At 45.4% G+C, this 5,037-nt stretch carries 5 protein-coding genes, 4 tRNA genes and 1 other RNA gene; 8 read left to right on the forward strand and 2 right to left on the reverse strand.

Annotation, left to right across the window (positions count from 1 at the left end; all coding sequences use genetic code 11):
• Nucleotides 1-78: 78 nt before the first annotated feature.
• Both murB and birA read left to right on the forward strand, forming a co-directional pair.
• Nucleotides 79-1,116, forward strand: coding sequence for a UDP-N-acetylmuramate dehydrogenase (gene murB, locus OB87_RS19300; RefSeq protein ID WP_033570989.1), 1,038 nt, complete (start codon nt 79-81; stop codon nt 1,114-1,116).
• On the forward strand, nt 1,113-2,072 hold the full coding sequence (gene birA, locus OB87_RS19305) for a bifunctional biotin--[acetyl-CoA-carboxylase] ligase/biotin operon repressor BirA (RefSeq protein ID WP_033570990.1): 960 nt from the start codon (nt 1,113-1,115) through the stop codon (nt 2,070-2,072). The genes murB and birA overlap by 4 nt, the downstream gene beginning before the upstream one ends.
• A gap of 25 nt (nt 2,073-2,097) precedes the next feature.
• Here birA and coaA read toward each other — a convergent pair whose 3' ends face one another.
• Nucleotides 2,098-3,048, reverse strand: a complete 951-nt coding sequence (gene coaA, locus OB87_RS19310; RefSeq protein ID WP_033570991.1) for a type I pantothenate kinase — start codon at nt 3,046-3,048, stop codon at nt 2,098-2,100.
• A gap of 215 nt (nt 3,049-3,263) precedes the next feature.
• Complete coding sequence (locus OB87_RS19315; RefSeq protein WP_033570992.1) at nt 3,264-3,812, reverse strand: GNAT family N-acetyltransferase; 549 nt, start codon at nt 3,810-3,812, stop codon at nt 3,264-3,266.
• A gap of 371 nt (nt 3,813-4,183) precedes the next feature.
• Between OB87_RS19315 and OB87_RS19320 the strand changes: the two genes are divergently transcribed.
• The 6 genes from OB87_RS19320 to OB87_RS20180 form a co-directional block, all read left to right on the forward strand.
• Nucleotides 4,184-4,259, forward strand: a tRNA-Thr gene (locus OB87_RS19320).
• A gap of 17 nt (nt 4,260-4,276) precedes the next feature.
• Nucleotides 4,277-4,361 (forward strand) — tRNA-Tyr (locus OB87_RS19325).
• Nucleotides 4,362-4,402: 41 nt separating this feature from the next.
• Nucleotides 4,403-4,527: non-coding RNA, RtT sRNA (locus OB87_RS19520), on the forward strand.
• A 137-nt stretch (nt 4,528-4,664) separates the two neighbouring features.
• Nucleotides 4,665-4,739 (forward strand) — tRNA-Gly (locus OB87_RS19330).
• A 9-nt stretch (nt 4,740-4,748) separates the two neighbouring features.
• A tRNA-Thr gene (locus OB87_RS19335) sits at nt 4,749-4,824 on the forward strand.
• A gap of 106 nt (nt 4,825-4,930) precedes the next feature.
• Nucleotides 4,931-5,037: GTP-binding protein (locus tag OB87_RS20180; protein WP_001785379.1), on the forward strand; the 107-nt coding region annotated here is incomplete at its 3' end.

Below are 5,037 nucleotides of genomic sequence, written 5' to 3' on the forward strand. Positions count from 1 at the left end.
TCGGCAGAGAAAACTTCCCGCAATAATCCCCCAGAATCAGTTAGACTATGCCTAACTGTTTACTGAGTATTGGCTACTATGACGAATTCTGTCACATCTCTAAAATCGTTTAATTCTTTCTCCTTATCGGTATTTGCAACAGAGGTTGTGGTTATCGAAAGTTCAAGTGAGTTGTTATCTGCATGGCAGCGTGCTCATCATAGTGGATTACCTGTCCTGATATTGGGGGAAGGGAGTAATGTGCTCTTTCTTGACGATTTTCAGGGCATAATACTTATCAATCGGCTCAAAGGGATTGAGATCAAAGAGACTGAATCTGAATGGATGCTTCATGTTGGGGCTGGGGAAAATTGGCATCATCTCGTGGAATATACACTGGAACGCCAGATTTCAGGTCTTGAAAATCTGGCCTTGATCCCAGGATGTGTCGGATCTGCGCCTATTCAGAATATCGGTGCTTACGGCATAGAACTGAGAAAGGTCTGCGCTTATGTCGAAATGCTAAATCTGAGAACGGGTGAGATAGTACGCCTGAGTACTGAAGAGTGCCAGTTTGGCTATCGGGATAGCGTTTTCAAACATGAATACCAGAATGGGTTTGCGATTATCTCTGTAGGATTACGTTTACCGAAAGAGTGGAAGCCAGTCCTGGAATATGGCGATCTTAGCCGTCTCGATCCCTCGGTCGTGACAGCAAAGCAAGTCTTTGACACCGTTTGTCAGATGAGACGGAGTAAATTACCTGATCCTGCGGTAATGGGTAATGCAGGCAGCTTCTTCAAAAACCCGGTTATTCCTGCGGCTATAGCTGAACATATTTTTGTTAGTCATCCCAATGCCCCTCACTATCCTCAACCGAATGGAGAGGTAAAACTTGCCGCAGGCTGGTTGATCGATCAGTGTGGTTTAAAAGGGCATCAAATTGGTCAGGCTGCAGTTCATGATAAGCAAGCTCTGGTTCTGGTAAATAAAGGTGATGCAACCAGTTGTGATCTGGTTAATTTGGCTCGTCATGTAAGAAATAAAGTTGCAGAACAATTCAATGTGTGGCTTGAGCCTGAGGTACGATTTATTTCCTCCCAGGGAGAGGTTAACGCAGTGGAGGTTTTAGCATGAAAGATTATACCGTCCCATTGAAGTTAATCTCTATCTTATCCGATGGCGAGTTTTATTCAGGTGAATATCTCGGTGAGCTAATGGGGATGAGCCGAGCCGCTATCAATAAACATATTCAGACCATCAGAGAGTGGGGGCTAGATGTTTTTACCGTAACAGGAAAAGGTTATGCACTTTCAGCCCCAATTCAACTGCTCGACGTAGAGAAGATTTGCTCGCAAATACAGAGTGGCAATATAGCTGTTTTACCTGTTATCGATTCTACCAACCAATATCTGCTAGATCGTCTTGATTCGGTATCGTCGGGAGATGTCTGTATTGCGGAATATCAGCAGGCAGGACGGGGGCGTCGTGGTAGAAAATGGTTTTCTCCCTTTGGGAGTAATCTTTATCTATCACTGTATTGGCGTCTGGATCAGGGGCCAGCTGCGGCCGTTGGTGTTAGTTTGGTCATCGGCATCATCATGGCAGAGGTCCTACACCATCTGGGAGCTGAAGGGGTCCGAGTCAAATGGCCGAATGACCTATATCTGAACGATAAAAAGCTGGCTGGTATTCTCGTTGAATTAAATGGACGTACAGGTGATGCAGCGCATTTGGTCATTGGTGCAGGTATTAATCTACGCATGAATTCATCAGGCTCGACTGTGATCGATCAGGACTGGATCAATTTGCAGGAGGCAGGGATTGATATTGATCGTAATCTGTTGGCTGTGAAGCTCGTTACCGAGTTACGTGTGGCATTGGCAATCTATGAGCAACAAGGCTTAGCCCCTTTTATTTCCCGGTGGAGAAATCTGGACAATTTTTATAACCGTGAAGTGAGGCTGATTGTTGGTAATAGGGAAATAAAAGGCATCAATAAAGGTATTGATAACCAAGGTGCATTATTGCTAGAGCAGAATGGGGATATTCAATCTTATATTGGCGGTGAAATCTCTCTGCGTGGATGGTAATAGGGGATGGTAATCCCCTCTATTTTTATTTTCTCAAGCGCACACATTCAACTGCATGATTTGCGCTTTTTGTCATGATAAGACTGGCTCGACCACGCGTTGGTAGTATGTTCTGCTTGAGGTTTAAGCCATTAATCTCGTTCCATAATTGCGATGCAATGTTAACAGCTTCTGTTTCCGCTAGTTTTGCATAATTGTGGAAATAAGAGTCGGGATTGGTAAATGCACCTTGTCTGAATTTCAGAAATCTATTGATATACCAGCTTTTTAGCAGTTCTTCCGGTGCATCGACATAGATGGAAAAATCCACAAAATCAGAGACAAAAACACGATGAGGGTCGTGGGGATAATCCATCCCACTTTGCAGCACGTTCAATCCTTCAAGAATTAAAATATCTGGCTGTTCTATGATTTTATTGCAATCAGGCACAATATCATAGGTCAGGTGGGAATAAGTTGGTGCCGTTACCCAAGGGACGCCAGATTTTATCTCAGAAACGAATTTTACCAGGCTATGCATATCATAGGACTGAGGAAACCCTTTCTTCTTCATCAGGTTTCTTTGCTGCAATATTTTATTGGGATGTAGGAAGCCGTCAGTGGTAATCAGCTCGACCTTGCGATGCTCCGGCCAACGGCTGAGTAATGCCTGTAGTACACGTGCGGTTGTGCTTTTCCCCACAGCAACACTGCCGGCAATCCCGATGATATAGGGAATTTTCTGCCCATCAGTTCCCAGAAATTGCTCAAGGACAGCCTGACGCCGTAAATTGGAACTGATATAAAAATTGAGTAGTCGAGATAATGGCAGATAAATTTCCGCGACTTCATCCAAAGACAGATCTTCGTTAATGCCTTTGAGCTTAATGATTTCATCTTCAGTCAAAGTCAATGGCACGGAGTCACGCAAGTTGGCCCATTGCTGGCGATTGAACTGAAGATAAGGCGTTGCGAAAGATTGCGCGTTATTAGTCATAAATGTATTTCTGCTTGACGCTACCGGTAGGGAAGGGAGGCAGCCAGGTTTCAGTGCATGAGACTGAGATACCGGGAAGCTGGACAGGCAACAGCCGCTGCATCCTTTCCTGATAAAATTATCGTCCAGCAGGCAGGTTACCACCATGAGGGTCAGGAAAAGAAGCAAAAATCTGTATCAGCCCTGATACCTGTGATACAGACATCAGCCAGGGATTAGCTGGCGAGGGAACGTTCTACTCGATTCACGATAAATAGCCGCTTATAGTAAATCGCTGTGGGATAGTAATAACCATCGGGAGAACTGGCATAATCGGGAAGTTCTCCCAGATAGCGATAGCCCTGAGCGCGATAAAAATGCTCGGCAGGCGAACCGGTTTGTGTATCGAGATAGAGCAAGCCGCGTCGATACTGTAATGCTGCCTGCTCCAATGTGGAGAGTAGAAGTTTTCCAATTCCCTGGCGTCGCAGGTTGCTATGAACCAGCAGCTTTTGTATTTCTGCACGGTTTTGTCCGTTTGATTTTTGGCATAGCTCAAGCTGAATACTGCCTATTACGCGATTATCATCGCGCGCAATCCATAACAGACGTTCTCCTTCGGCAACAGAAGGGCGTAGACTGTGAAAATAACTTTCGGCTTCTTCATGCGACAGTGGTGACTGGTAACCGACAGACGCCCCCTTTGACACAGCATTTACCAGTAAATCGGCTAACTCGTAGCGATAGACGGGAAGCGTAGAGACATTCAGTAATGCGATTTTCATGCTGTATCTCCTGCTGAAGTGAATTAAAGCGTGTCTCGTCCAATCGTGATGCAAGGAGTGTTCCATTCTCCAATAGAGATCTAAAAGTGCTAAAATGTGGAGTCTGGTGCTATGGCTGCCACAAAGGAGAGCATTATCACTTTTTGGGTGCAGATAGCCGTTGATGACAGCGACATAGGATTGAGACTTGAATGTATATGAATTATATGCACGAGTGCTTTTCACATGCTGTCTGGCGTTTATTTGCTCGAATGATTGACAGTAATGTGAAATAGTATCCTAATTTGTGCAAAATCTAAGCGATAGCGCGTTTTGAGCAATTTTTTTGTTGCATAGACCGGTCCCTCTGCCTAGAATGCGCAGCACTTGATGCCGGCTTAGCTCAGTAGGTAGAGCAACTGACTTGTAATCAGTAGGTCGCCAGTTCGATTCCGGCAGCCGGCACCATCAAGTACATACAATTAGGTGGGGTTCCCGAGCGGCCAAAGGGAGCAGACTGTAAATCTGCCGTCACAGACTTCGAAGGTTCGAATCCTTCCCCCACCACCAAATTCAAGTCGTAAAAGCGACTAAACCAATGTGATAAGTGACATCTGCCACGTTGGGGAAGGTGAGAACCTTCAAGAAAGTTCGAGTCGAGCAACGCGAGACAACGTGCGTAGCGCGGCCCGAAGGGTGAGGAGCGAAGCGACGAATAATCCTTCCCCCACCACCAAATTCAATCCTGGAGACAGGATGCAATCGATACGGTCTAGAATGTTGTAAAACCGGATCGAAAAAAAGCAAGGTATCAATTTAATTGTGCCTTGCTTTAATGTTCTACAGAGAAATCAGGTAGCCGAGTTCCAGGATGCGGGCATCGTATAATGGCTATTACCTCAGCCTTCCAAGCTGATGATGTGGGTTCGATTCCCACTGCCCGCTCCAATTAGATGTGCTGATATAGCTCAGTTGGTAGAGCGCACCCTTGGTAAGGGTGAGGTCGGCAGTTCGAATCTGCCTATCAGCACCACTTCTTTCTTTTCCTCCTGATTTTCTTTCTGTTAAAAGCTCAGCAAGTAATTGCTTGGTTGATGTGGTGATACCACCGATTTATCCGTGTCTTAGAGGGACAATCGATGTCTAAAGAAAAATTTGAACGTACAAAACCGCACGTTAACGTCGGTACTATCGGCCACGTTGACCATGGTAAAACAACGCTGACCGCTGCCATCACTACCGTTCT

This window comes from Dickeya undicola, assembly GCF_000784735.1.
Taxonomy (GTDB): Bacteria; Pseudomonadota; Gammaproteobacteria; order Enterobacterales; family Enterobacteriaceae; genus Dickeya; species Dickeya undicola.

Coding starts and splice junctions, on each gene's coding strand:
- murB (WP_033570989.1), top strand. CDS start 79: ATGACGAATTCTGTCACATCTCTAAAATCGTTTAATTCTTTCTCCTTA.
- birA (WP_033570990.1), top strand. CDS start 1,113: ATGAAAGATTATACCGTCCCATTGAAGTTAATCTCTATCTTATCCGAT.
- coaA (WP_033570991.1), bottom strand. CDS start 3,048: ATGACTAATAACGCGCAATCTTTCGCAACGCCTTATCTTCAGTTCAAT.
- OB87_RS19315 (WP_033570992.1), bottom strand. CDS start 3,812: ATGAAAATCGCATTACTGAATGTCTCTACGCTTCCCGTCTATCGCTAC.